Origin of the sequence: Pseudoxanthomonas dokdonensis (assembly GCF_001431405.1) — a bacterium.
Lineage (GTDB): Bacteria > Pseudomonadota > Gammaproteobacteria > Xanthomonadales > Xanthomonadaceae > Pseudoxanthomonas_A > Pseudoxanthomonas_A dokdonensis.
Map to the genome: position 1 here is coordinate 60361 of NZ_LDJL01000006.1, position 26816 is coordinate 87176.

A 26816-nucleotide genomic window follows, 5' to 3' on the forward strand; every position below is an offset into this window, starting at 1 on the left:
CAAGCAGCCCGCACGAGGTTGGGCACTGCGGATCCGGATCAACCATCATCGCGGCCTTTGAGCCGTCGAGCCGCGCCAGCATGGCCTGGCCACAGGATTGTCACCAGCAGCCCGCCAAACGTCGATTGACCCAGTTCCAGACTTCCCTGCGTCGCGGTGATCAGGTCTCCGGCTATGGCCAGTCCCAGGCCCGTGCCGTGTCCCGACTCATCCAGCCGGCCGCCGCGCATCAACGCCTGCTGCATCGAGCCATCGGCGATGCCCGGACCGTCGTCCTCGATCCGGATTGCGGTCCAACCGGGCCCGGCGCTGGCGCTGACGCTGATCTGGCGCTTGGCATAGCGCACGGCATTCTCAAGCAGCGCGCCGATGATTTCTGACAACGTGTCGACCGGCACTGCCAACACCAGACTCGCGGGCACCTCGACGGTGAATGCGATACGACTACCGCTCTCCGTGCGTTCGAGTACCGCGATCAGGTTCTCCACCACCCGCCGCAGCGCCGATACGCCCAGCGGCATGTTGGCCGCCGCCGCGACGCGTGCGCGCGCAAGTTCGGCATCGACGGTGGCCTGGATCGCGGCAACGGCGCGGTCCATTCCGTCGGCCGCATCAATCGCACCTGCGGCTCGCGCACGTCGGCTCTGGGCCGCCATCGCCGCCAGCGGCGTCTTCAAGCCATGTGCCAGATCGCCAGCACGTCGCCGGGCGACCTGCAGATCGCGCTCACGTACGTCGGCCAGCGCATTGATGGCGTCGGTCAGCGGCTGGATTTCGCGCAGGCCTGACGACGGCAATCGCGACCCGGCGTTTTCCTGCAGGCCGGAGAGGTCGCCGCGGATGCGCCGCAACGGCCGCAGGCCCAGGCTTACCTGTCCCCAGGCCGCCGCCGACAACACCAGCCACAGCAACACCAGAAAAAGTCCAAGCTCACGTCCAAACTCGGTGCGGGCCATCTCCAGCGGTTGCACGTCCTGGGCCAACTGGATCACGACGGCGCGATTACGCTCCAGTACCAAGCGACGCTCAAGCCCCATCAATGACTGGCCAAGCGGGCCCACCATCTCGATGACGCGCCAGGTGTCGATGGGCGCCCGTGTCGGTACCGGCAAGGCGGTATCCCACAGCGAACGCGAACGCAGCACGCCCTGCGCCGTCGATATCTGCCAGTAATAGCCCCCCCCGGGCTTCTGCAACCTCGGGTCACTGAGTTCCCGCTCCAGTGCTGGCCTGCCCTGTTCATCCAAAGACAGCGCCGCCACCAGCGCCAGGCCGTCGCGGCTCAACTCTGATTGCAGGCGGCGCTCCAGATGGCGCTGGAACAACAACGTCATGAACAACCATGACAGCACCAACGCTACCAGTACGGCGGCGGCAGCCGCCAGCAACAGGCGCCAGCGCAGTGATCGCGTGATCAATCCGACACCATTAGCAAATAACCGAAGCCGCGCCGCGTCACGATCAAATCCGCGCCGAACTTGCGTCGTAGACGCGCCACGATGGCTTCGATGGCATTGGCATCGCCACTGTCCGTGGCGCCATACAGGTGCTCGGCCAGTTCACCGGCGGTGACCGCGCGTCCCGGCTGGTGAGCCAGATAATCAAGCAGCCGGTACTCCAGGGGGGACAGCCGGGCCGGTGCACCGGCATAAGTGGCCGACATGCGCATGGTATCCAGTCGCAGTTGCCCAATCTCCACCACATTGCTCACCCGTCCCGCGCTGCGCCGCACCAGGCCGCGCACGCGCGCAATCAATTCTCCCATCTGGAACGGCTTGGCAATGTAGTCATCGGCGCCAGCTTCGATTCCCTCGACCTTCTCAGTCCAGTCACCGCGTGCTGACACCACAATCACCGGAAATGACCTGCCCGCATCACGCCAACGACGCAGGACACTGAGCCCATCAAGCTGCGGAAGGCCAAGATCGAGGATGGCAGCGTCGTAGTCTTCGACATCTCCCTGGTACCACGCAGTTTTTCCATCACCAACCGCATCGACGTTGAAACCAGCGACCTCCAGCGCCCGCGCCAGATCGTTGCGGATATCGGGATCATCTTCAACGACAAGGCAACGCATCAATCGTCCTTGATTTTTATCAGCGCACCGTTGCGTGCATTTAAGGTGACTTTCTTCAGGCGCCCGGTCGAAGTCAGTACCTTGACCTTGTACTCCCAGCCGCTGTCCTCGCGCTCTAGCTCCACTTCAATGATGTCGCCGGCGACATGCCGCTGGGCCATATCCAGTATTTCCGGCAAAGGCAGGATTTCACCGCGACGTAATAGCTCACGTGCCTCCACGTGATCATCCTTGTCGGCCAGTGCCACTGACACGGGCAACACGGTCACGGCAAGGACAAGTGCCAGCGTGGCGAATGGGCGGTACTTGCGTGGGAATCTGTTCATGGCTCCAGCATGCAAAGGCGTAGCTGACAACAACCTGACACCCCCTGCCTGCGGCCTGTCAGCGCCGAGGGTGCAACCTCACTGCATGGCCCAGGGGAGCACCACCGCATGATTCGAAATATCGCATGTTCCGCGCTGTCGGTGGCTGTTCTTGGCAGCCTGCTGACGATGCCACCGGCATATGCCCAGGACATTCCTGCCACCACCGCCGCCACCGAATCCTATCCCGCCAGCTATTTCAGCAGCGCCGCTCCCAAGGATGCATATGACATGGTATCCCGGCTACCGGGCTTCAGCATCATCGAAGCCGATGCCGACGTGCGGGGCTATGCAGCCGCGCTGGGCAATGTCCTCATCGATGGCGCGCGCCCTGCCAGCAAGCGCGAGGATATCGGCAGCCTGCTGAAGCGCATTCCCGCGAGTACGGTGGAGCGCGTCGAGCTGATTCGAAGTGGTGCCCCTGGTGTGGACATGGGTGGATACGCGCTGCTGGCCAATGTCGTCCCCCATCGCAAGGCCAGTGTGGAGTCCGCGTTTGAAGCTGGTGCGGTCACTGCCACCGATGGCTGGGCCGCACCGGCACTGCAATGGGAATACGGGCGCCGTGCCGATGACAGTGCACTGGAATTCAGCGTGAAGCTGCAACCGGAACTGGATGATGACACCGGTCGCGGCACCATCCGGATAGACCAGCCATCGAACTCCGCGACCCGATTGCAGCAATGGGATACCCGCACCGTCAAGGACGACGCTGAGGCCAACGCCAGTTGGCGGCGTCCGCTTGCAGGCGGTCGCCTGACAGTGACCGCGGCCCTGCGTGGCGAACAGGTGCGCGCCGACAGCCGCATGTGGTCGTCCACCGCCAGCGATGACGACGAACGGATCAGGGAACGCGAAGACAGCCATGAAGCGGAGCTGGGAGCGCGCTTCGTGCGCTCTCTCGGCAACAATACGACGTTAGAGCTGGTTGCTCTGCAGCAACTGGGCTGGCTGGAAGAGCGGGAACATTCGCTGGAGGGCGACGATACCGAACGCTTCGCGAAAAGCAACGACAGCGGCGAAAGCATAGGCCGGATGGAACTGACCCATCTGCGTTCCGCAAGCCTGTCATTCAATGCGTCGCTGGAAGGGGCATTCAATTTCCTGGCCAGCGACAGTCGACTGGATGAAAATGGCACGCCGACCTATCTGCCGGGTTCGCGTACCCGTGTGGAAGAGAAACGCGCGGAATTCGCGCTGGGCACCACCTGGGTACCACGTCCGGACTTGAGCCTGGATGCAGGACTTACACTGGAGACATCCTATATCGCGCAAACTGGCGATATCCAGCTGAGGCGTTCGTTTCGCTACCCCAAACCACGCTTGGCGCTGCGTTGGGATATGGATGGCAACGATCAGTTTCGCGCGTCGCTGGCACGCGAAGTCGGCCAGCTCGATTTCGAGGATTTCGCCGCGTCCGCCTCGCTGGATTCGGATTCGGTCAGCGCAGGCAACGCACAACTGCAACCGGACAAGACCTGGCAACTTGCCGCAGCGTGGGAACATACTTTCGCCAATGATGGTGCACTTACCCTGGGCTTGAGCCATGACTGGATCACGGACGTGGTCGATCGGGTACTGGTGAGCAGTGACGATGGCGGCTTTGACGCCCCCGGCAATATCGGCAGCGGTACACGCGACACCTTCAGCCTCGATTACTCAACCCCGTTGGAGGGGATTGGCCTGGTGGGTGGGCGAATCCGTTCCGCGTTGTTGTGGCGCAACAGCCGGGTGACCGACCCGGTGACCGGCAATGAGCGCGCTATTTCGGAGGAAAAGCCATTCGAAGGTGAAATCGAAATCAGCCAGGACCTCGCCGAGCGCGGGTTCAGCTGGGGCTTGTTGATAGAACACATTGGCGAACGAAAGACCAAGTATCGCTTCGACGAAATCAAGCGTGAAGCAGAAGGCGCAGGCTGGACTCTTTATGCAGAGCAGCGCCTGGGCCAGCGCTGGCGGATGAGGGCCGAGGCCACCGATCTTTTCGGCCGTGACTTCAGTGAAAGTCGGGAAAAATATGATGGTCCAAGGGATCGGCAACCGGTCGACGAAATTGAACTTCGACAGCGTCGCACGCCAGGCTACGTCAGCCTGGCGTTCCGTCGTGATATGGGCGGCTAGGCCAACCCGATGGCATGTCCTGGCCATAGTAGCCCCCGCCATCGCGGAAGCGCTGCAGGCGCCTTAGTTCCTCGGGATCGGACTTTTCCTGCCAGGTGCTGGCACCGTTGCGCAGATCCCCTGGCGTCAGCACCAGGGGTTCCCATACCGCCTCACCCATCACGTCGTGCAACGTGTAGCGCAACGTCGGTGTATCCGCGTCCATGTCGAAGTGCAGGAGGCCCACGTTGACCGAGCGCGTCCAGGTATCGCGCACCCGCACCTCCGGAACCTGGCGCAGGTTCTTGTTGGCCGGCATCTGTGCCAGCGGTGACGAGCAGAAATCATAGATGTCATAGCCACCCGCCTGCGAACGCGGAATGCAGTTGAGTTCACCCATGTGTGAGTCACCGGAGATGCAGACGACACCGCCGATGTCCTCGTCGCGGATGAAGTCGAACAGCTCGTTGCGTTCGGTCAGGTAGACGCCCCACGAGTCGCCGCCTTTCTCGTTCTCCGCGGAAGACCAGCCGCCTCCGATGGCCAAGACCTTGAACGGTGTGCGACTGGCTTTGAGCTCGCGCTTGAGCCAGGCTTTCTGGCGTGCGCCCAGCATCGTCTTGTTGGCGTCGTCAACCTTGTCGGTCGGGTCGCGATGGTAACGGCCATCAAGCACGAAGAAGTCGACGCCACCATAATGCTGCTTGAAATACACGCCGGGATTGTCGCTTTCGCCATATCCGGGATTGGCCCAGAACTGCTTGAAGATACGCAATGCATCGGCTTTGTACGGGCTGCGTCCATCGGAGTCGTTGTAGCCGAAATCGTGGTCATCCCAGGTTGCCAGTTGCGGCGTCGCACGCAGCAGAGGCTCCAGTCGTTCAACCGTGCGACCGCGTCCGTACAGATCGACCAGCGCGCCCTCTTGGTCGCTGTCGGCATAGATGTTGTCGCCCAGCCACAGGAACATGTCCGGCTCCAACGCACGCACCGCGTTCCAGATACGCTGCTCAGGATCGAACTGGATGCGGCAACAGGAGCCAAACGCCACCCGGAAGCCAGCATTGCCAGCGGGCGCGGTGCGGGTCCGGTGCGGCAGATACTGGAAGCGGTCGCTCTGACCCGCGTACTTGAGCCGGTACCAGTACGTGGTATCCGGTTTCAGGCCTTCGGCACGCAATACCACGCAGCCATTGTTGGCCGCGTCGGCGACGGCGCTCGAACCTTTGAAGACCTTATTGAACTCGCGATCCTCCGAGTACTCCAGGCTCACTTCGAACGCGCCACTGGCCCGTACCCAGATGCAGAAATGACCAGGTCCCGGCGCACCTACCATCGGCCCCTGCAAGGCACGCGGATAGCCGAGCACCTCGGCGATCGCACGTGGCATCAACGCCAGAAAGCCTGCGATGCCGGCACCGCGCAGGAAACCACGTCGCCCGGCCCTCATGCACCCACCTCGTTACTGGCCTGCTGCAATTGCGCCATCAACAATCCGTGGATTGCGCCATTCGAAACACACACGTTGTTGCCGTAAAGGTCCAGCGCGCGCCCGTCCGCCGATGTCGCCACGCCGCCGGCTTCCTTCACCAGGATTACGCCCGGCGCCATGTCCCATGCATTCAGGGCGCGCTCCCAGTAGGCGTCCCAACGGCCCGCCGCGACCCAGGCCATGTCGACCGCGCAAGCGCCGGTGCGGCGGATGCCGGCGACCTGGCCGCTCAACAATGCCATCTCGCGGGCGAACAGCGGATGATCCGGCTTGCCGGCGAACGGAATGCCGCACGCCAGCACCGACTCGACCAGCGTGGCACGTGAAGACACCCGTAACCGCCCGCCGTTCAACCAGCAGCCCTTGCCCAGCTCGGCAACGTACAACTCATCCAGCATCGGAAGGTAGGTCACGCCAGCGATGACCTGACCCTCGCGTGCCAGAGCGACGTTGACGCCCCACAGTGGACAACCAAACAGGAAGTTGGTGGTGCCATCGAGCGGGTCGACAATCCAGCTGTTGGCGTCATCGCCGCCGATGGAAGCCCCCCCTTCCTCACCCAGGAAGCTGTAACCCGGGCGTGTTTTCTCCAGCACCCGTCGTACGCAGCGCTCGGCTTCCTCGTCAGCGATCGAGACCAGGTCGGCCGGGCCGCTCTTGGCCCGGACGCCGAGCGCGGAAAGTTGTCCGAAATGCCGGCGCAGGCCAGCCCCGGCGGTTTTCGCCGCTTCGATCATCGCGGCCAGTTCAGGGGAAGCTGTGATCACTATGCAACCTCAATCTCGTAGGCGGGTTCGCCACAGGCTGGCGGCCAGCAGCATGGAAACGATGGAAGACCCGATCCAGAACCAGATAACGGGGCCGAAATCGTAGCTGCGCGCATCACCGACCACGCGCATGCCTTTTTCTATCAACACACCCGACACCTGTTCCTGCAACGCGGCCCCGATGTAGCTGAAAATGCCGATCACCCCCATCGCCGCTCCGGCTACTCTCTTGGGCGCGATGTCCACGGCGAACAATCCTCCTAGCGATGTCACCAGCCCGGTCAGGCCCATGCCGAACATCAGCATGCCAGTGACCATCACCGGCAAGCTGTTGGGGCCGAAGAAGAACAGGCACAACCCCGCCAATTCCAGGATTCCGAACAGCAGGTTGACCGGTGGCCGGCGTGCGTCGAAGAACTTGTCGGAGATGAAGCCGAACGCGATTGCTCCGGCCATGCCGGCGAGCGTGCTGATCATCAACAGCGTGCCCGCTTGTGGAAGACTGTAGCCACGGGCTTCCTGCAGGTACAGGATGCCCCAGGAGTTGATTGCGTAACGGGTGACATAGGTCGTTGCGCTGGCCAGACAGAGCACCCAGATGGCGGGGATCCTGAGGATCGAGAGCTGGAGCCGGAGGACGGATCCGATGCCGGGCTTGGTCGTTCCCGCGTAGTGATCATTCTTCCAGTCATTGACCTCCGGCAAGCCCAGGGTCTGTGGCCGGTCCTGTATCAACAGATAGCAGCCAACCGCAGTCGCCAGCCCGATCAAACCCGGCCCCCAATACCCCCATCGCCAGCCCAGCACCGCCACCGCGCTGCCGACCACCAGAAAGGTCAGGCCTTCGCCGATGGAATGGGCGGTGCTCCACACGCCATAGGCGCGACCGCGCTCGCGATTGGAGAACCAACTGGTCATGGCCACCACCCCACCGGGAGCGCCAAAGCTCTGGAACCAGCCGTTGAGCCCCCACAGCACCACCGCCACCCACAAAGTGGTAGTGAAGCCCATTGCAAGATTGCACAACGCGGTCATCAGGAACGCGAAACCCAGGAAGCGACGAATATTGGCGTGATCGGCGAGGAAACCGTTGGTCAGCTTGCCGATGGCGTAGGTATAGAACAACGCCGAACCGATCATCCCCAGGTCGGTTGGCGAGAATACCCCGGCATCGATCAATGGCTTCTTCACCACGCCCAATGCGAGCCGGCAGGTGTAGATCAGCCCGTATCCCAGGGTTATCGCCAGCATCACCCGGAACCTGTGCCGCTTGTACAGGGCATCAATCTGACCTGCATCCTGCAACGGCGAAGCGCTGCTCCCCGTCGCGAAAAACCTCAGGATTCCACCCGTCACGATTCCCTCCCAGGAACACCTTGACCTGCGTTGTTCACGTCACTTGTTCGTCAACGCCATGAAGAAAATTCCCTATCTAGCGCATCGTGGGAATCACGAAACTCTGGTCCGAGACCGCGCCACCTCTGGGCCAGCGCTGGGTCACCGTTTTGGTCCGGGTAAAGAAGCGAACGCCATCCACGCCGTACTGATTGAGGTCGCCAAAGCCTGAGCGCTTCCAACCGCCGAAGCTGTGATAAGCCACCGGTACCGGAATCGGCACGTTGATGCCGACCATGCCCACCTCGACACGCTCGGCGAACTCCCGCGCCGCATCGCCATTGCGGGTGAAGATGGTCACTCCATTGCCATACTGATGCCGGCTTGGCAGTTGCAGCGCCTGCTCGAACGTTTCAACCCGCATGATCTGCAGCACCGGACCAAAGATTTCCTCTTCGTAGGTCTTCATGCCGGGCTTGACGTGATCGAACAGGCATGGTCCCAGGAAGAAGCCGCCCTCGTGGCCCGCCAGTTCGAAACCGCGGCCGTCGATCACCAGTTCGGCACCTTCATCCACGCCGGCCTGGACATGGCGGGCAATGCGTGCCTTGTGTTCTGCGGTGATGACCGGGCCGAAGTGGGCCTGCGGATCGCCGGACACGCCGACACGCAGCTTGCCGATGGCCGCAACCAAGCGCTCCCTCAGCGCATTGGCAGTGGCTTCGCCCACTGCCACGACTACGGGCAGCGCCATGCAACGCTCGCCGGCAGAACCATAGGCGGCACCGATCAAATCGGCAACGGTCTGGTCCAGGTCCGCATCCGGCAACACGATGCCGTGGTTCTTGGCGCCTCCCATTGCCTGCATGCGCTTGCCGTGCTGACTGCCCAACGCGTACACCGACTGCGCAATGTCGGAGGAACCGACAAAGCTGACCGCCTTGACCGTTGGATGGCGCAGTATCGCTTCCACCGTTTCCTTGTCGCCGTGGACCACGTTGAGCACACCGGCAGGCAAGCCTGCTTCAAGCATCAGTTCCGCCAGACGCACCGGCACCGAGGCGTCACGCTCCGACGGCTTGAGGATGAAGGCATTGCCGCTTGCGATCGCGGGCCCAAACATCCACATCGGGATCATCGCCGGGAAATTGAACGGAGTGATGCCTGCGACCACACCCAGCGGCTGGCGTGCGGAAAATACGTCGATACCCGGTCCCGCTCCCTGTGTGTACTCGCCCTTGAGCAGGTGCGGAATCCCGCAGGAAAACTCTATGACCTCAAGACCGCGCTGGATATCACCCTTGGCATCGTCGATGACTTTGCCGTGCTCACTCGACAGGAGCTTCGCCAGTTCCTCCATGTGAACTTCCAGAAGCCGTTTGAACTCGAACATCACCCGGGCGCGGCGCTGGGGGTTGACCTGCGCCCAGCTTCGCTGCGCGATCTCCGCGTCGGCCACGGCCTGATCCAGTTCGTCCTGCCGTGCCAGCGGCACTCGCGCCTGGACGGCGCCGGTATTTGGATCGAAAATTTCGCCGAAATGACCGGAAGCACCGGCGACCTGACGGCCGCCGATGAAGTGATGAAGAGTGCGCATGGGTTTTCCTCTTGGCGTCGGTGCTTGCAAAGTTCAGTCCTGGCGTCGTGCGATCCAGTCGTGCGCTGGATCGTTACGGAAGATCCATTGCCGGTGCGGCCCCGCCATGACGTTGAGGTAATACAACTGGTATCCGTGAGGCGTGCCGACTGGGTGGTAACCACGCGGCACCATGACGACGTCCCCATCTTCGACGGCGATGGTCTCGTCCAACGTCCGGTCATCGGTGTAGACGCGCTGGAATGCAAAACCTTGCGAAGGTTGCAGCCGGTGGTAGTAGGTTTCCTCGAGTGCGGTTTCCTGGCCTTGCTGCGCGGTGTCGTGCTTGTGGGGCGGATAGCTGGACCAGTGTCCGGCAGGCGTAATGACCTCCACCACCAGCAAGCTGTCGGCAGCTTCTGTCTGCGGCAGGATGTTACGCACGTACCGGGTGTTGGTGCCGCTGCCGCGGATCTCACGCGACATCCGGGTAGCATCGATTTGCCGCGCCGGCAAGCCGATGGATCCTGGAGCGGTGCAGATGGCCAGTTCGACATCACCGTCGGCGACAACGGTGAAGTCCATCCCGGCGGGCAGATAGACTGCACCGGGCGCACAATCCTCGAATGGACTGGCACGCCCGCCCACCTCGGAGAACTGCTGGGCGCCGGCGTGGACCTGCGCCTTGCCGGCGACGATGACCAGACAGGTTTCGCGCCCGGGATGGTTGCCATGGAAGCGTTGGCCCTGGCTCAATCGCACCAGCTGGAAACCGACGTACTTCCAGCCGGCACTATCCGGGGTGACCTGCAGGACGCTGCCATCGCAATCGGGAGCATGCGGTCGGACACGCAGGGTGCTCATCCGGTCAACCCCACGCGCCGGGCCTGGCGTTGAAGCTCGGCCAGACCGGCAGCCGCATAGCGGCGTGGATCGGCAAGCGCCGGGTCCTGCTCGGCCTCGATCACGATCCAGCCCTGATAGCCGATATCAGCCAAGGCCTCCATGATCCGTGCGTAGTCCAATGCACCGTCGCCTGGCACGGTGAACATCCCGCCCAGCACGCCATCAAGGAAGCTTTCGCCCTGTTTCCAGGATGACTCGAATCGTTCCAGGCGGACGTCCTTGCAGTGCACATGGGCTATGCGTCGCGGGTGCTCGGCGATGATTCGCAGCGAGTCGATCCCGCCGAGGGCGGCGTGGCCGGTATCCAGCGTGAGCCCCACCGAAGCCCCTGTGTTGGCAATAAAAGCTTCAAGGTCCTCGGCGCGCTCGACTACTGTACCCAGGTGATGGTGATAGGCGAACTTCAATCCATGCGCCTGGACATGGTCCGCAACGGCGGTCATGCGCTGGCCAAACAGCGGCCATTCGGATGCCTGCAAACGGGGGCTGCCGGTCAAGGGCGTACGCCGGTTTCCGTGCACCGCGTTACTGGTTTCGGCAAACACGAACACTTCGCTGCCCATTGCTTTGAGCAAGGCAAGATGTGGCTGCATGGCAGCGATTTCCGCCTGCGCATCACGCAGCAGCAGTTCGCCGCTGTACCAGCCCCCAATCAGGTCCAGGCCGTAGCGGGCCATCAACGGCTTGAGCGTGGCCGGGTCGCGCGGAAACTTTCCGCCCAGCTCGACCCCTTCGAAGCCCAGCTCCTGGATATCCTTCAGGATACTTTCCAGTGGCGTCTCGCCCCCGAGTTCGGGCATGTCGTCGTTGGCCCAGGCAATCGGGCTGACACCAAATCGTATGCTCATGACAGATCTCTTTTCATGCGCGCGCCGGCCTCGTAAGCCTGGCGGGCAGCGTTGACTTCGGGGCGCTCGGAAACTTCAGGCACCGCAACATCCCACCACCAGCCACCGGCGTCGGTAGTCTTCAATGGGTCGGTTTCGATGACCACCACGCTGGTGCTGGCGGCGGCGCGGGCGCGGGCCAGCGCGGCAGACAGTTCAGCCAGGGTCGCGACCTTTTCCGCATTTGCCCCCAGGCTTCGCGCGTGGGCGGCGAAGTCGATCGCCGGCAGCACCGCATGACGCGTATCCATCAACAGGTTGTTGAAGCCCGCACCGCCGGTTGCAACCTGCAGTCGGTTGATGCAGCCGTAACCGCCATTGTCGAGCAGGACGACAATCAACTTCTGCGCCAGCATCACCGAAGTGGCCAGTTCCGAATTCAGCATCAGATAGCTGCCGTCACCGACCATGACTACGACTTCGCGTTCCGGTTCGGCCATCCGCACGCCCAGCCCGCCTGCAATCTCGTACCCCATGCAGGAGAATCCATACTCCAGGTGGTAACCGCCGGGGCGTGCGCATCGCCACAACTTGTGCAGTTCGCCAGGCAGCCCGCCAGCGGCACAGACCACCACCGCATCGTCCGCCATGGCCTCCTGCACGGCGCCAATGACCTGCGCGTCACTGGGACGGCGCTGATCGCCGGGACCGCTGGTCGCGTCCGCGGCCGCAGCGTTCCATTGCTCCCGGGCCGGGCCGAGGTCATTCGTGCCGTCGGCTTTCCAGTCGCCAAGTTCGCACGCCAGATCCTGCAACACCCGGCGTGCGTCACCAATCACGGGCTGCGCGGCGTGCTTGTATGCGTCGAACGCCTGCACGTTGATCTGGAACAAGGCGCGCTGTCCAAACAGGCTGCGCGAGCCGGTGGTGAAATCCTGCAGACGCGTACCCACGCCGACGACCAGATCGGATTGCTCCGCTAACTTGTTGGCCACGCTGGTGCCTGTCACACCGATCGCACCGACGGCGCATGGGTGGTCCCAAGGCAAACAACCCTTGCCCGCCTGGGTCTCGGCAACGGGCACCCCGAAACGCCGCGCAAACGTCGCCAGTTCCGACTCGGCGCGACTGTACAATACTCCGCCACCGGCGATGAACAGTGGGCGCTCCGCCTTGCGCAAGGCCTCGGCCAGCGCATGCAGCTCTTCGGGATCGCTCGGCTGACGCCGCTGCCGCCATACCCTGCGCTGGAAAAACGCGCTGGGATAGTCGAAGGCTTCTGCCTGTACATCCTGGCAGAACGCAAGCGTTACCGGGCCGCAGTTGGCCGGGTCCAGCAACGTCGCCATTGCCTTGGGCAAGGCGTCGAGGATCTGTTCCGGCCGGAGCAGCCGGTCGAAGTATCGTGATACCGGCCGCAGGCAATCATTGGCGGTGACGGTGCCATCAGCGAAATCCTCTACCTGTTGCAGCACCGGATCCGGCCGCCGATTGGCGAACACATCCGCCGGCAGCAGCAGTAGCGGCAGGCGATTGACATGCGCCAGGGCGGCGGCGGTCACCAGGTTGGTCGCACCTGGCCCGATGGAGGTTGTGCAGATCATCGCGCGTTGCCTGCGCATCTGCTTGGCATAGGCGATGGCCGCGTGGGCCATGCCCTGTTCGCTATGAGCGCGCCAGGTCGGCAGCTGATCAGACACGGCATGCAGCGCTTCACCCAGCCCAGCAACGTTGCCATGGCCGAAGATTGCCCATACGCCCGCGAAGTAAGGCACCTCTTGTCCTTCGATTGCTACGTGCTGCGCGCACAACCAGCGAACCGTTGCCTGTGCAGCAGTCAGTCGAATCGTGTCCATCTCAGCTCCTCGGACCGGCGATGCCGCCGGCTACCGATTTTGCCTGATGCCAGGCATCTACCAGCACCCGTAATCTGCCAGCCAGGCAGTCGATGGCGGCTTCGTCATCGATGCGACCGGCCAGCCATTGCTCGGCGGCATCGGCAAAGATGGTGCGTCCGACAGCGAATCCCTTGACGATCGACGTCTGCGCTGCAGCCTGGAAAGACGCGATCAGTTGTTCCTCGGGCGCAGAAAGACCCAACAGCACTACCCCGCGGCAATGCGGATCGTTAGCCAGGATCGTGGTTTCGATGTTGGCCCAGGCACGCAAGCTGTCGCTTGGCTCGAGCTTCCACCAGTCCGGATGTATGCCGAGATCGTACAAGCGCTGGATTGCACGCGGGATGGTGTCATCATCAATGCCGCCATTGCGCGACGCGATAATCTCCACCAGCAACTCGTGGCGTGTCTTGCGGGCCGCGTCCTGCAGGCGCAGCAGCTGCCTCTCCTGTCGCTCGCGCAGGTCTTCCGGGTCGTCTGGATGATAGAAAACCAGGCACTTGACCACATGATTCGCTGGCCAGGTCATCAGCTCGGTGGCGACATCCTGGTCGGCTTCGAACTGCAACGGACAGGAACCGGGCAACTCGATGGGGCGGCCAATCCAGTAGTCATGGTCGGCCGCTGCTTCCAGGCCGCGCATGCCAAATCTTCCATCAAGCAACACGCCAAAGCGCGGGTCGCCTTTGGCCAGACGGTCCACTGCCTTCAATGCCAGTGCCTTGAAGTCGGGAATGCGAGCGGGGTCGGCACCCACCTGTTGGCATAACGCTTCGAACTGGCTGCGGTGATCCATCGCCAACACCATCAGTTGCGGCCAATGGCCATGCCGGGTGGTAGCCCAATGCAATTGCTCCAATGCACGGTCATCGCGCAGTCGATGTGGTCGTTGCTCGCTGGACAGGAACTGCTGCAGTTCCTCCCAGGTCGGCATGGCCGGCGAGCAACCATGACGTGACACCACGATGGCGCCGCACGCGTTGCCGTATTCGCAGCAGGCCTCCAGCGGCTGCTGGCGCAGCCAGGCGCGCAGGAAACCGGCCATGAACGCATCGCCGGCACCGAGGACGTTGAACACTTCAACCCGGAAGCCACGCCCGACGATCCCCTCGTCAAGACTGGCGGGAATGGCTTCCGGGAATGCGGAACAGCCGTGCGGCCCACGCTTGCAGACCAGCAGTGCATCGGTCCTGGCGCGTACCGCGCGCAAAGCCTGGATGGTATCGGTGCTGCCACCGAGGATATGCATTTCCTCCTCGGTGCCTACGATCAAATCGCACAACGGCAGCACCTGCTGCAGGCGGGCGGTGACCGCTTCGTGGGCGACGAACCGGTTCTCCCCCGCGTCCTTGCCGGTCAGTCCCCACAGGACCGGCCGATAATCGATGTCGAAGATGACCCGTGCACCAGCCGCACGCGCGATTTCGCAGGCGCGCACGGAAGCCGCGAAAACCCCAGGCTGCGAAAGATGGGTGCCATTGATCAGGACCGCACCGGCGGCGGCGATGAAGTCAGGGTCCACATCGCTGGTCTGCAGCGCCATGTCGGCGCAGTTCTCCCGATAGAAGATCAACGGAAACGTATCCGGATCGCGTATTCCCAGGAATACCAAGGCGGTCAAGCGCTCCCGATCTTCCAGGACGCCGCGGGTGGCAACGCCTTCGCGGACCAGTTGCTCGCGGATAAAGCGGCCGAAATGGTCGGCGCCCACACGGGTCAGCAGCGCACTGCGCAGGCCCAGCCGGGCCGCACCGACCGCGGTGTTGGTCGGGCTGCCACCGATGTACTTGGCAAAGGACGTCATGTCCTCGAGCCTGCCACCGACCTGTTCGCCGTACAGGTCGATGCTGGAACGCCCGATGGTGATCAGGTCGTACTGAAACTCCGTGGATGCCATGCAGGCCCTACCTTGCCAATGGCGGACGCCAATCGCCCCCAATGGATGTAACATATATTCCAATTGTTGGATAAAAGCAACATATGTTTCATTTTTTTGCAGGCTGGGACTTCTTTTTCAGCGTCGTCTTGTTCGCCTGTTGAGTGGCGGCAAAGGCGTACGAGATGACCAGCGCCTGCGCCAGACACATCGACGCCGACAATGAACGGAACTTCCGTATCTCGGCCTCGCGCACCTGTAGCACCTGGGTCGCCGGCTTGGCGACCGGACTGACCAGGCTGTCACTCATCGACAACACCTTGCAGCCTCGCTCGACTGCGGCCTCGACCAGGCGCACGGTTTCCTCGGCATACGGGTGGTAGCTGACGGCGATGAGCAGATCACGCGGGGAAATCGCGTGGATCTGCTGCAGCGCCATGCCGCCAATGCTGTCGATGAAACTGGCTTTCTTGTCGGCCTGATGCAGTGAGTAAGCAAGGTAAGCCGCCACTGGAAACGAGCGGCGCACGCCGGTCACATAGACCGTGTCGGCCTGGGCAATCAGGCGTACCGCCCGGCTCAGTTCATCGCGACCGACGATTTTCTGCAGGTTGTGGAGAGCCATGACGTTGCCGTCGACGAACTCGGAAAGCATCTGCGCGGGGTCGTCGAGCGGCTTGCCCTCCAGGTTCTGGCTGAACTCGCGCACCCGCTCGCCGTAATCCGGCGACACGTGGCCCGACAGCAGCCCGTCACGAAACAACCGCTGCATCTGGGTGGCGCCATCGAATCCGAAAGACTTGGCGAACCTGACGATCGCGGACGGCTGTACGCCGGTGCGCTCGGACAGTACTGCCAACGTTTCCAATGCCACGGCGTTCGGCTCGTCGAGGACGTAGCGCGCAATCTGCTGCAGGCGTTTGCTGAGCGATTCATAGCGCTGGAGGATCGCCGCACGCAGCTCTTCTGCGGTCTTGGGCGGGTTGGGCAAATCGGTCATGCAGCCACTCCTTGGGGTCGGTTCCCCGCCTGCGACGGGGGCAGATGCAACAAAGGCATTGCTTTGGAAATTCTATTACATTATAAAAACGAATGAAAATTCTATTTCTGGAACGGCGACTCAGGAGCCTATTGTGGAACGAATCGATGTCGCACTGATCGGCTGCGGGCGCATGGGCCAGATACACGGTTCCAACGCCGCCAACCACCCTGGCCTGCGATTGAAGTACGTGGTGGATCCACGCCAGCAAGCCCATGCCGGCCTTTGTAGCCGCCATTCGGCACAGGCGGTGGAGCTGGAGACCGCGCTGGCCGACCCGTCGGTGAGAGGGGTACTTGTCTGCAGCTCCACCGATCAGCACCTGACACACGCGCTTGCTGCGGTGGATGCGGGCAAAACGGTGTTTTGCGAGAAGCCGATTGATCTGGATCTGGACAAAGTGCTGGCGGCACAGTCCCGCTTCCGGAGCGCATCCTTCCAACTGGGTTTCAACCGGCGTTTCGACCCTCATTTCCTCGCGCTCAAGCACAAGCTGGAGGCCGGCGTCATCGGGCCGTTGGAAAGCCTGCACTTGATCAATCACGACCCGGAGGCGCCACCGGCAGGGTTCATCCCGACCAGCGGCGGGCTGTTCAAGGACTTCACCATCCATGATCTGGATCTGGCGCGCTGGCTGCTGGGCGAAGAGCCGGCCCAGCTGTACACGTCCGCCAGCTGCCTGGTCGATCCGGAAATCGGCAGGCTGGGCGACGTTGACACGGCACGGACCGTGATCAAAACCGGCTCCGGCCGTTTGTGCGTCATATCCAACACACGCCGCAGCGGCTACGGCTATGACCAGCGCATAGAAGCCTTTGGCCCACGTGGCATGCTGGCCGCTGGCAACAGCCAATTGAACACGGTCCAGTCAATGACCGAAAACGGTATTACAAGTGCCCCTATCCAACCCGGATTCGCAGATCGATACCGGGATGGCTACCGGGCCCAGATCGACCATTTTGCCGAGGTCGTGCATGGTCGAGCCACCCCCAGCGTGGGCTACGCAGATGGCGTTGCCGCCCTCATCCTTGCCGAGGCGTGCGCCGAGTCGGTGCGCCGCGGTTCCGTCGTCAAACTGTGAGAGATCCCTATGCACAAAGTAGCCCTGATAGGTGCCGGACGAATCGGCCGTATCCATGCCCGCAATGCCGCGATGCACCCCGCCATCGAGCTGGCCGCCATCGTCGACCCGTTCGCCGATGCGGCGCAGGCATTGGCCCATGAATGGAACAGCACGGTCAGCAGCCTGGAGCAGGCCCTGCAAGACCCCGCAATCAACGGCGTCATCATCGCCAGTTCAACCGACACCCATCTGGAGTACAGCGTGCGCGCTGCCGCCGCTGGCAAGGCAATCTTCTGTGAAAAGCCCATCGACCAGGATCTGGCGCGCGCGCGCGGCGCTGCCGATGCCCTGTCCGGCGCGCACATGCTCTTGGCCTTCAACCGCCGCTTCGACCCCAACTTCCTGGCATTGAAGGCGCGTCTGGACAGCGGTGCTATCGGCCAGTTGGAAAGCCTGCAGATAACCTCCAACGACCCGGCTCCACCGCCGCCCGCCTATGTCGCCGTATCCGGCGGGCTGTTCAAGGACATGGCCATCCATGATTTCGACATGGCGCGTTGGTTGCTGGCTGAAGAACCCATCGAGGTATTCGCCGTTGGCAGCTGCCTGGTAGATCCGGAAATCGGCAAGCTGGGCGACGTCGATACCGCGCGCACGCTGCTGCGCACCGGCTCGGGCCGGCTATGCGTCATCTCCAATAGTCGCCGCTCCGGCTTCGGCTACGACCAGCGCATTGAAGCGTATGCCTCGCAGGGCATGGTGCGCGCCGACAACGTCACCGAGAGCACGGTGCAGGTATGGAGCGAGTCGGGCGCAGCCGCCGACCGTTTCCAGAACTTCTTTCTGGATCGCTACGCCGAGGCCTACCGCCGGGAAATGGATCACTTCGCCGACATGCTGGGTGGTGCCAAGGCCACGGTCAGCTACAACGACGGCGTCGCCGCATTGATGCTGGCCGAGGCCGCCGCCGAGTCGGTTCGCAGCGGACAACCGGTTCGCCTGTAGCGCCCGTCCCGGGCATGTTGCATGCGGCAAAGGCGACAACTTGCGTCTTTGCCGCCTGGAAGCGCGAAGCCGTCTAGTGTTGCCCTGGCTGCACCAGCTTTGCCCGGACCATTGCCTCGAAATCCGACAGGGGGCACGGGGTGGCACAACCTGGAATCGGCAGGAATTCAAGCGCAGGGGCATTGGTCTGGCTCAACGGTTGCAGTTCGCGTACCTGGTCCATGGTCTGTGCCCGGTAGAAAGCACGCACGTAGCGACGACCCGATTGATCGGCCAGAACCTCGAACCCCAGCGCGCCCGCTGGCGGCGGATCATCACGGGGATAACCGGTGACCTGCCAGTGCAGATCCAGGAATCCCCCCAGATCGGCAATGTTGGTGTCATGCCCCACCAGCACCGTCAACCTGGGCCCCTGCAACAAGGCATCGAGCATGCGCGAAGCCAGGGGTGACGCAGCGCGCGCGGCGACATAGGGTGCCCTGCCCTCGTAATAGAACTTGAGGCTGTGGAATTCCAGAAGTTCAGCGATCTGTTCGCGACTGAGTCTGCCCCATGCCACGTCTTCCATCGGCATGCCTTCCAGGTACTCAAGCAGGAACGTCTGGCTGATGGTCGATGCCAGGCCGAACGGGTCGCCGACGTCAGGACGATCCCCTTCGTTGCGCACCAGTCCGGTCGGCATCCGGGCAAGGTCACAACCGCTGGCCTTGCGCGTTTCGCTGCATCCCAGGGCGGTATTGAGCAGAGCAAAACGCCGGGCGTTGGCCTTCACTTCCGCCTGCAAGCCGCCTGGCGGCTCGAGGGCTGCCACTGCGCGCATCGCCTCATCCGCATCGATTGCCATCGCACCGGCAGCGGCACCGAAAGGATGGAAGTCGACGTCATCGTCCGCACTGGCGGGAAACCGCAACTCTATTGAACAGCCCGGCAGCATTCCTTCCACCAGCGCGCGTGCCGTGTCCTGGGTGCGCGACTTGCTGCTGGCCGCGATCTCGACATCGCCCGTGGCGGGACAGCCTGTTGCTGGGAGCAGGCCACGCTGGGCCCAGTAGCCACGGTCCCACTGGCCCAACAGGCGCACCGCGGCGTAGCCGTGCGGGGTCAGCTCGCCGTAGTCCACTGACCACGTCGGCCAGGGCTTGTCATGCATGTTGGCGGGCGCGACCTTTGCCTTGGTGGGTGGACGTACCCCGTGGCGCATCAACATCACCGACCGTTCCAGCCGCAACGGGGAGGTGTTGCCAGCGGCAGGATCATGGCCGGGCGATCGCGACGAGGGCGGCGGGCCGCCAGCAGTGCATCCGGACATCCATACCAGGGATGCCAGCAGCGCCGACAGGCGGACACGAACAGGCGACGGACAGGTGGACGGCATGGTATTTCCTCGACAGTGGCGCGTGGGCGCCGGCTGAACCGGTGACGCTGCATTCCTGACAGCCAGCGTCCGGGGCGGATGGATGCGACGGCACGGCAATCGCACTGGCCTGAATGGCAGCAAGCGCAGCGTTGCCCGTTCGAAAAAGATGCGGCGACCATCCCGGGTCGCCGCAATCCACTCACCCTGATGCTCAGAACTTGTATTGCAGGCCCGTGCGCACGGTATATCCGTAGATCTCCTTCTCGCCCATCCGGTTGCGATAGCCGACATACGTGCGCATTGCTTCGTCGTTGAGATTGCTGCCTTCCAGGAACACGGTGAGGTTGGAGGTGCACGCGTAGCTGACCCGCGCATCCCACTGGCCGTAATCATCCTGATAGATGTCAGCGTCGGGGTCGTCCTCGCTTGCCTCGTTCAATGCGGCGGATCGATACGTGTAGCCAATGCGCGCGGACAATCCGTACTTCTCGTAGCTGATCTGGGCAGACGCAACACGGTCGGACTGGTTGAGCAGTGGCACCTTGTCGTCGCGGCTGGGCAGCCCTTCGGCCTCCGAATCAACAAAGGTTACGTTTCCACTGACGCTGAATCCATCGAATGGCGATGGCAGGAAGCTCAGCTCGTACTGTGCATTGAGCTCCAAGCCCTTGACCGTGGCGCTTTCGGCGTTGGTCCAGGAACCCACTTCAGCATTGATCAGGTCCAGTCCGCCGAAGTTTCCGTCCTGGCCATCCAGGGTCACCTCATAGATTGGATTATCGATCTGCTTGTAGAACACGGCTGCCGATACGACGCCTCGGTTGCCCACATAGAACTCCGTGGCCAGGTCGAAGTTGTTTGAATAAAGCGGCTTCAGGTTGGGATTGCCCTGGGTCACCGCTGGTTCGTCGTCGGCGGCGTCCTCGATCTCGGTGAATGGTGCCAGCGATTCATAGTTGGGGCGGCCGATGGCACGTGTGGCGGCGGCGCGGATGACCACATTCTCACTGACGTCGTAACGCACGTTGATGCCCGGGAACCAGTCGGTGTAGCTGCGACCGCCAAAGCTGTTGAACGGCTGGTCCAGCGTGCTTACCCCCAGTTCAAAGCTGTTGGCGGCGTACTGCCCCTCGGTGCGCTCCATGCGCACGCCGGGGATTACCATGAAGTCACCGAAGCGCAGGCGCCCCATCACATAGGCGGCGTAGATCTTTTCATTGATGCGGTAGTCGCCGGCCAGACTGGTGCTGAGGGTGCCATCCATGTCCTCCTCGAATTCGTCGGGATGGTTGTTGAAGTAGTCGTCGGCGGCTGGACCATTGATTGTCGGACCAAAGGGATAGCGGCCATGGAATATGCTGCCGATGTTGCCGCCTGCCACGTCGGCCAAGGTCAGCGGACCACCGGCATATTCCCAGGCCTCGCCGTTACCGTCGTTGGTCTTCTTGCGATCCAGATACTTGGCGCCGAACTGCAGATCCGAACCATCGCCAACGGCCATCGGCATCATGTAATCGATGCGCGCCTGGTACAGGTCCTCCACCGCATGGCGCGATTCGGGCTCGTAGAAATCAGGCTCGTACAAGCTGCTGTCATAGACGGCATCGTTGTCAGGGGTGACCGTATAGCTGTCGCTGCCCAACTGATACTGGCCGGTCACGTCCCCTTGAACAAAGCCCCACTCGTCACGATGCGGGTCGCGCTTGTTGGCACGGGAGTAGGTGAGCTCGAAATTCAGCTTGCTCTCATCGAACTTGAACTCCGCGCCTGCCGACGTGGTGAAGGTGCTGGTGTCTTCCTCGCGTGTTCGCAGCGCACGGAATGCCTCGCCATCGGTGAAGGTGCCGGAGCTGGCGTCGGCGGGCGTGATACCGTCCTCGTCGAATTCGATACCATAGCGATCACGGGTTTCCGAATCCTGGTATTTCGAGTACACGAAACGCAGGAACGCCTTGGTGTCTTCGTTCGGACGCCAATCGAAGTTGGCGACCGCGCCGCTGCGCTGGCGGTGCGTGTTGTACTGGCGCAGATCAATGCCCTCGGGGACGATCTGTCCATCGACGTCGATCCAGTCGCCGGTGTTCTGCACATTCTGTGTACCCAGCTTGCGGTCCGAATAGTTGATTGCCACGACCGCGCCAAATTGATCATCGGCACCAAACCTGCCGCCAAGCGATCCATCGAACTCATACGGGTGTTCGCCGCTCAGGTCGTTATACCCATAGGCCGCGCTGGCAGTGCCGAACGTTCCTTCACGGTCGAAAGCGCTGAGCGTCTCGATATTGACCTGGCCGGCGATGGCATTGGCATCCATGTCCGGGGTCAATGTCTTGGATACGGTCACCGCGCCAATCAGGCCCGACGGGATGTCATCCAGCTTTACCTGACGACCGTCCGGCTCCGGAGCCGGCGAGGTCTGTCCGTTGAGGGTGACATTGAGCAGATCCGGCGAGACGCCACGAACGGTCAGATAGCGTCCTTCGCCCTGATCGTTGACGGTACTGATGCCGGGCAGCCGCCGCACTGATTCGGCGACGTTCTGATCCGGCAGCTTGCCGACATCGTCGGCGCGGATCGCATCGACTTGCCCGTCGGCATAACGCTTGTCGTCGATGGCCAAGCGATCGGCAGCGCGCCGCCCGGTGACCGAAACGGTTTCCAGCTCGGTGACGTCCGTGGACCTGGCCGGTGCCGGCGGTTCGGTTTCCTGGGCCAGCGAGTAGCCAGGAACGATGGCGAGATTGCTCAAAATGAAGGCTGTCAGCACATTTCGGTGAATCATCCGCATTGTCTAGTCCCTCCCGAGGACGTCTTCCAGCGGCAGGCGGATACGCCATGCCGGATGGATTGAACGGGAGGTTACGAACAAATGTTCCAATTTGCAACCGATTTGGAATTTCTCTTGCAAAATTGTCGTTGCTATGTGATGTTGAAGCCACACCCCTGCATCGCCTGCGTGACGGGCACTTATATAAAAGGTATGGAGGATCCAGATGAGAGCCGGACACTCGTCCAAGCGCGGCACAGCCTTGAGCATCGCAGTTCTTCTTTGCTGTTGCATGACAGCTTCCGCCGCCGACCAGGCCGCGCCGGTACTGGCGGCCACTCTGCAAACACAGCCGACGGTCTCCGGCGAAGCCAACGCGGCCGTGCTGGTGCACGCCGGCAGACAGTCGCACATCGTGGCTACCGCGGGGCTTGGCGGATTGGAAGTCTATTCGCAGGATGGTCAGCTGCTCGGCAGCCAGCCGGCCGGTGAAGTCGCCGACATCGACGTGGCCTACCAGGTGCCGCTTGGCAATACGGCGGCGACCATACTGGCCGCCATCGACACCACCAGCAACAGTCTCCGGCTTTTCAGCATGGAGGGCGCCAAACTCAGGGAAGTGGGTGCGCGGCCATTGCCGCTTGGTTTCGCGGCCGAAGGCATTTGCCTGTTCCGCAATCCGCTTGACCGTACGTTGTATGCGTTCGCCGTGGGTGACGGGGGCGAGATCGACCAGCAGCTGGTTTTCGCGACCGCCGATGGCAAGCTCGATGCACGCCAGGTGCGCCGTATCAATGTCCCCTCTCCGCTGAAACAATGCGTGGCTGACGTTCACGGCCAGGTCTATGCGTCCGAAGAGTCTGTCGGCATCTGGCGCTTCAACGCCGATCCCGAGGCTGATGTTTCGCCCAGGCTGATCGACAGCAGGGGACTGGGACATATCACCGACGAGGTCTCCGGCATTGCCCTGTACGACGGTGGCGCCGGCAGCCGCTGGCTGATCGCCAGCGATGCATCGTCAGGTCATCTCAACCTGTATGACCGCGACCAGGACGATGCCTATCTGGGGCGCGTGCAGGTCGCCGCCGACAGCGGTGGAGAAGCCATCGGCGAGCCCGGACTGCTGTATGTGAGCAACCAGCCAACTGGCAGGATGTTCCCACATGGCGTGTTGCTGGTCACCGACGAAGACGCAGCCAATACCAAGGCGGTATCCATCGCGCAGTTGGCCAACGCATTGGCGCTTGACCCCGGTAAGCCAGCCTCCAGCCAACCGTTGCCGTCGTCCACGGTGGCGGCGGTGATGGCAACTGTCGAAACCACGCCCGCCAACAGCTATGGCGACGCGGCCGACGACCCGGCCATCTGGGCCAACCGTGCCGATCCCTCCGCCAGCCTGGTCATCGCCACCGACAAGAAGGCCGGGATGTACGTCTACGACATGCATGGCAAGGTCCTGCAGTTCCTGCCCGATGGCAAGGTCAACAACGTGGACCTGCGCGAGGATTTCGACCTGGCTGGGGAAAAAGTGGTGCTGGTCACCGCCAGCAACCGCACCGACAAAACCATCGCGATCTACCGCTTGGACACTGCCGCCGGCAAATTGGTGGACGTCGCCGACGGCCCACAACCTACCGGCCTGGGCGATCCGTACGGGCTGTGCATGTACCGTGATGCCAGTGGCAAGACATTCGTCTTCATCAACGGCGACGATACCCGCAAACGGCAGTGGGAGCTGGTTGCCGGAACCAATGGCAAGGTACGCGCACAGCTGGTTCGCGACATGACCTTCGATTCCCAGACAGAGGGCTGCGTGGCCGATGACGTGACCGGCAAGCTGTACGTGAACGAGGAGGATGTGGCGCTCTGGCAACTGTCAGCCGACGCCAGCGGCGGCAATCACAAAGTGGCCATACAGCGCGTGGAAGACAACCCGGCCATCAAAGACGACCTCGAAGGCATGGGCATCTACGATCTGGGCGGCGGGCGCGGCTACATCGTCGTCTCCAGCCAGGGCAATGACACCTATGCGGTGTTTCGTCGCGAGGGCGACCACGCCTACCTGGGCTCTTTCGCGGTAGTCGCCAACCCCGCACTGGGGATTGACGGCATCTCGGAAACCGATGGCCTGGACGTCAGTAGCGCCAATCTGGGGCCGGGTTTCGAACACGGGGCGATGGTGGCCCAGGACGGGCGCAACGTGATGCCGACCGAAAACCAGAACTACAAGATCGTGCCATGGCAGGTCATCGCCAAAGCCTTGAATCTCGAAATGCGCGAATAACCGTTTACTGCACCATGACGCTGATGCCGGAGCCGATGCCGCCTCCGGCATTGGCGCTGGCAAGCGGTTCGTCATAGCCAGTTGCTTCGCGCTTGGGCAGCGCGACTCCGGAACAGGAGCGTGATTCCGGCGGGCAGCTGACACTAAGTGTCGATGGCGCTGGCTGGAAGGTCCCAGGAACGTTCTCTCGACTCTCCATCCATGGTCAAGTCGTCATTGGCGACGACGATTCCGTACGTAGGGAAGTTGCCGGGCTCAAGAGTGTGGTCAAGGATCGCCGTCCGGACGGACACGCCGTCCGGCGGACCCACGGCAGCCGAACGTATGGACAGGCCAGGATTCCCTGCGTTCACGCCGCGCGCCTGCCGGCCGCCGGATTCTGTTGTCGATTCGCCAACGGCTCGTTCGTCCATAAGACAAGCAGCCGGCAGCGCGCCTCGCCGATCTGGAAGCGGAAAGTCGTGCAATCCGCGACGACCAGCCGGCTGCCACCAGCAACGCCGTTAACACTCACGGCAGCCAACCCACACGAGCCCAGGAGCCGACATGACCCCGATCATCACCGCCTTTGCATCCTCACCCGACCGCGGCCGTGGCCTGGCCCGCGACATGCGCGTGCGCTGGGCGCTGGAAGAAATCGGCCAACCGTATGACGTGCGCCTGCTGTCGTTCGCCGAGATCAAGCAACCCGCTCATCTGGCGCGCCATCCGTTCGGGCAGATTCCGACCTGGGAACAAGGCGAGCTGGTGCTGTTCGAATCCGGCGCCATCATCCTGCACCTGGCCGAACAGCATCACGGCCTGTTGCCGGCCGACCCCGACGCACGCATCCGCGCCATCAGCTGGATGTTCGCCGCCCTCAACACCGTTGAACCGCCTGTGGCCGAACGCTCGACGGCCAGCCTGTTCGAACGCGACAAGCCCTGGTATGCCGACCGCATGCAAACGCTTGACGAGCGCGTGCGGCAACGGCTGCGCCAGCTTTCCGCCCGCCTCGGCGATGCCGACTGGCTGGAGGGCCACTTCAGCGCCGGCGACCTGCTGATGGTCAGCGTGCTGCTGCGCCTGCAGACCTCCGGCCTGATCGAAGAACACCCCACCATCGCCTCCTACGTCGCCCGCGGACAAGCCCGACCGGCGTACCTGCGCGCATTCGAAGCCCAGCGGGCAGTCTTCCTGCAGGCAGAGTCCGAACGCGCAAAGACCAGCTGAAGCGCTGCAACAAGATCAAGCGCCAGCGAGCACTGTCCGCCGCCGCGAGCCAGAACTTGCGGCGGACAGTTGCCTGTTACACCCCGGTAACCGGAGGCGTAACTCATACACCCACGTCCCCGCTGCGTGGGACAGCAACGCAACCGCACCCGACGGCCAGTCAAATGCCTGATTGTTCAGGCGTTTGCGGCTTGACAGCTGCTACGGCGGACCTGAACATCTGGTGCAACACCCCGGAAGCGGGGTCTACTAGTAGTTAGGTGGCACAACATGTTCCGCGCGATAGAGCGGTGGTACAAAGGCGAGATAAAGGAGACTGGCGGCTATCAAGCTCCTGGCATCCTTTTATTGCCAAAGCGGCATGTGGAGTATCACTGGACGGCCCGGGTAGCCCGCACGCTTGTAGCGTTCTACCTTAAGCACTGGCAGTGGATCTGGGGCTCAGCAATTGCGCTGCTCGGCATCTATGTGGCCTACCTGGCAGTTCCACTAAAGCAATGATGCCAGTGCCACCTAACAATTCATTCAAGCCGACGCCGCTTCGCGGCGCGGCTTAATTCAGGTGTTATGTCGTGTTGCGTTGATGGGTTGGCAGTTCTTGCTTCGGCAAGCGAGCGCCAGCGTTAAGCGTCGGCTCCGGATGCCCAGCTCAATCCTTCTTGCGCTGCCCTGTCCGCTCCGGACTTCGCCTCACCCCGGTTGGTTGGCTTGCCCTTCACTGCTCCTCTTCGGCCAGTCCGTGCGGTCAGCGTTCCCAGTGATGCCCCGGCCCCGGTTCTGATATCTTCACGGCTGGCGGTGGGGTTCCGTCAGCGCCGGCCAACACCGGCCAGACCTGGGGCAACACCAGGTGAATTAACAGCCCAAGTG

The 26816-nt window shown here is 62.6% G+C and carries 20 protein-coding genes; 6 read left to right on the forward strand and 14 right to left on the reverse strand.

Annotated elements, in window-relative coordinates:
• Positions 1 to 38: 38 nt before the first annotated feature.
• Genes ABB29_RS06645 through ABB29_RS06655 form a run of 3 tightly spaced genes read right to left on the reverse strand, consistent with a single transcriptional unit; the run spans position 39 to position 2403 of the window.
• Positions 39 to 1418 carry a sensor histidine kinase gene (locus tag ABB29_RS06645; protein ID WP_245622560.1) on the reverse strand — a complete coding sequence of 460 codons (1380 nt, stop codon included), beginning with the start codon at positions 1416 to 1418 and terminating at the stop codon, positions 39 to 41.
• Positions 1415 to 2077 (reverse strand): response regulator transcription factor, encoded by a 663-nt coding sequence (locus ABB29_RS06650; protein ID WP_057657836.1) that lies wholly within the window; start codon positions 2075 to 2077, stop codon positions 1415 to 1417. Before ABB29_RS06650 ends, ABB29_RS06645 begins: the two co-directional genes overlap by 4 nt.
• Positions 2077 to 2403: a PepSY domain-containing protein gene (locus ABB29_RS06655; RefSeq protein WP_057657837.1), complete on the reverse strand. Its 327-nt coding sequence runs from the start codon at positions 2401 to 2403 to the stop codon at positions 2077 to 2079. Before ABB29_RS06655 ends, ABB29_RS06650 begins: the two co-directional genes overlap by 1 nt.
• Before the next feature lie 108 nt (positions 2404 to 2511).
• Between ABB29_RS06655 and ABB29_RS06660 the strand changes: the two genes are divergently transcribed.
• Complete coding sequence (locus ABB29_RS06660) at positions 2512 to 4563, forward strand: TonB-dependent receptor plug domain-containing protein (protein ID WP_083487586.1); 2052 nt, start codon at positions 2512 to 2514, stop codon at positions 4561 to 4563.
• On the opposite strand, the gene ABB29_RS06665 is transcribed toward ABB29_RS06660, so the two are convergent.
• The 9 genes from ABB29_RS06665 to ABB29_RS06705 all read right to left on the reverse strand — a co-directional run bounded on the left by ABB29_RS06665 (position 4529) and on the right by ABB29_RS06705 (position 16219).
• The gene (locus ABB29_RS06665) at positions 4529 to 5992 is read right to left on the reverse strand and encodes an alkaline phosphatase D family protein (RefSeq protein WP_057657839.1); all 1464 of its coding nucleotides are present in this window, start codon (positions 5990 to 5992) and stop codon (positions 4529 to 4531) included. The two genes, ABB29_RS06660 and ABB29_RS06665, sit on opposite strands and share 35 nt — an antisense overlap.
• On the reverse strand, positions 5989 to 6801 hold the full coding sequence (locus ABB29_RS06670; protein ID WP_157062534.1) for an inositol monophosphatase family protein: 813 nt from the start codon (positions 6799 to 6801) through the stop codon (positions 5989 to 5991). The genes ABB29_RS06665 and ABB29_RS06670 overlap by 4 nt, the downstream gene beginning before the upstream one ends.
• 9 nt (positions 6802 to 6810) lie before the next feature.
• Positions 6811 to 8052 carry an MFS transporter gene (locus ABB29_RS06675; RefSeq protein WP_211260695.1) on the reverse strand — a complete coding sequence of 414 codons (1242 nt, stop codon included), beginning with the start codon at positions 8050 to 8052 and terminating at the stop codon, positions 6811 to 6813.
• A 181-nt stretch (positions 8053 to 8233) separates the two neighbouring features.
• Positions 8234 to 9763, reverse strand: coding sequence for a CoA-acylating methylmalonate-semialdehyde dehydrogenase (locus ABB29_RS06680; RefSeq protein WP_425414739.1), 1530 nt, complete (start codon positions 9761 to 9763; stop codon positions 8234 to 8236).
• A gap of 3 nt (positions 9764 to 9766) precedes the next feature.
• Positions 9767 to 10576, reverse strand: coding sequence for a 5-deoxy-glucuronate isomerase (gene iolB / locus ABB29_RS06685; protein ID WP_057657842.1), 810 nt, complete (start codon positions 10574 to 10576; stop codon positions 9767 to 9769).
• Positions 10573 to 11466 carry a myo-inosose-2 dehydratase gene (gene iolE / locus ABB29_RS06690; RefSeq protein WP_057657843.1) on the reverse strand — a complete coding sequence of 298 codons (894 nt, stop codon included), beginning with the start codon at positions 11464 to 11466 and terminating at the stop codon, positions 10573 to 10575. Before iolE ends, iolB begins: the two co-directional genes overlap by 4 nt.
• On the reverse strand, positions 11463 to 13301 hold the full coding sequence (gene iolD / locus ABB29_RS06695; protein ID WP_057657844.1) for a 3D-(3,5/4)-trihydroxycyclohexane-1,2-dione acylhydrolase (decyclizing): 1839 nt from the start codon (positions 13299 to 13301) through the stop codon (positions 11463 to 11465). The genes iolE and iolD overlap by 4 nt, the downstream gene beginning before the upstream one ends.
• A gap of 1 nt (position 13302) precedes the next feature.
• A complete protein-coding gene (locus ABB29_RS06700; RefSeq protein ID WP_057657845.1) occupies positions 13303 to 15240 on the reverse strand; it encodes a bifunctional 5-dehydro-2-deoxygluconokinase/5-dehydro-2-deoxyphosphogluconate aldolase in 1938 nt (645 codons plus the stop codon).
• A gap of 88 nt (positions 15241 to 15328) precedes the next feature.
• Positions 15329 to 16219, reverse strand: a complete 891-nt coding sequence (locus tag ABB29_RS06705; protein WP_057657846.1) for a MurR/RpiR family transcriptional regulator — start codon at positions 16217 to 16219, stop codon at positions 15329 to 15331.
• 133 nt (positions 16220 to 16352) lie between these two features.
• Between ABB29_RS06705 and iolG (ABB29_RS06710) the strand changes: the two genes are divergently transcribed.
• Entirely contained in the window at positions 16353 to 17339 is a 987-nt protein-coding gene (gene iolG, locus ABB29_RS06710) for an inositol 2-dehydrogenase (protein ID WP_211260696.1), read from the forward strand.
• Positions 17340 to 17348: 9 nt separating this feature from the next.
• A complete protein-coding gene (gene iolG, locus ABB29_RS06715) occupies positions 17349 to 18326 on the forward strand; it encodes an inositol 2-dehydrogenase (protein WP_057657847.1) in 978 nt (325 codons plus the stop codon).
• A gap of 73 nt (positions 18327 to 18399) precedes the next feature.
• Here the strand turns inward: iolG (ABB29_RS06715) and ABB29_RS06720 are convergent, their stop codons facing one another.
• Entirely contained in the window at positions 18400 to 19974 is a 1575-nt protein-coding gene (locus ABB29_RS06720; RefSeq protein ID WP_083487590.1) for a histidine-type phosphatase, read from the reverse strand.
• A complete protein-coding gene (locus ABB29_RS06725) occupies positions 19895 to 22432 on the reverse strand; it encodes a TonB-dependent receptor (protein WP_057657849.1) in 2538 nt (845 codons plus the stop codon). Before ABB29_RS06725 ends, ABB29_RS06720 begins: the two co-directional genes overlap by 80 nt.
• Positions 22433 to 22742: 310 nt before the next feature.
• Here ABB29_RS06725 and ABB29_RS06730 point away from each other — a divergent pair, with 310 nt between their 5' ends.
• The 3 genes from ABB29_RS06730 (at position 22743) to ABB29_RS06745 (ending at position 26447) form a co-directional block, all read left to right on the forward strand.
• Positions 22743 to 24734 (forward strand): phytase, encoded by a 1992-nt coding sequence (locus ABB29_RS06730; protein WP_157062536.1) that lies wholly within the window; start codon positions 22743 to 22745, stop codon positions 24732 to 24734.
• Between the two features lie 546 nt (positions 24735 to 25280).
• Entirely contained in the window at positions 25281 to 25946 is a 666-nt protein-coding gene (locus tag ABB29_RS06740) for a glutathione S-transferase family protein (RefSeq protein ID WP_057657852.1), read from the forward strand.
• Positions 25947 to 26216: 270 nt separating this feature from the next.
• Positions 26217 to 26447, forward strand: a complete 231-nt coding sequence (locus tag ABB29_RS06745; protein ID WP_057657853.1) for a hypothetical protein — start codon at positions 26217 to 26219, stop codon at positions 26445 to 26447.
• The last annotated feature ends 369 nt before the right edge of the window (positions 26448 to 26816 follow it).